Annotated in this window: 1 protein-coding gene; it reads right to left on the bottom strand. The window is 59.7% G+C overall.

The features are described 5' to 3' along the window. Positions 1-303: Ig-like domain-containing protein (locus LKE08_RS20715; protein ID WP_324706153.1), on the bottom strand; the 303-nt coding region annotated here is incomplete at both ends.

Genomic DNA, 303 nt, shown 5'->3' with positions numbered 1-303 from the left:
GGCGGCGGTGGGGGTAAAGGTCCAGTTACCGTCCGCGTCGGCAATTGTGGTGCCGAGCTCGGTTCCGTCTTGATAAATAGTGACGGTGCTTCCGGGTTCGGCGGTGCCGGTGATATCGGGGGTGGTGTCGGGGGTGATACCGTCGATGGTGATAATTGGGACAACAGGGGGGGTGGAGTCTATGATTAAGCTCGTTGCTGTCGATGTTGCAGAGATGTTCCCCGCCGCGTCGGTAGCTTGAGCCGTCAAGCTAAACGTGCCTTCGGTTAAGGCGGCGGTGGGGGTGAAACTCCAGTTGCCGGA

This window comes from Lyngbya sp. CCY1209, assembly GCF_035615495.1.
Lineage (GTDB): Bacteria > Cyanobacteriota > Cyanobacteriia > Cyanobacteriales > Microcoleaceae > Limnospira.
This window is presented reverse-complemented; position numbering and strand designations above follow the sequence as displayed.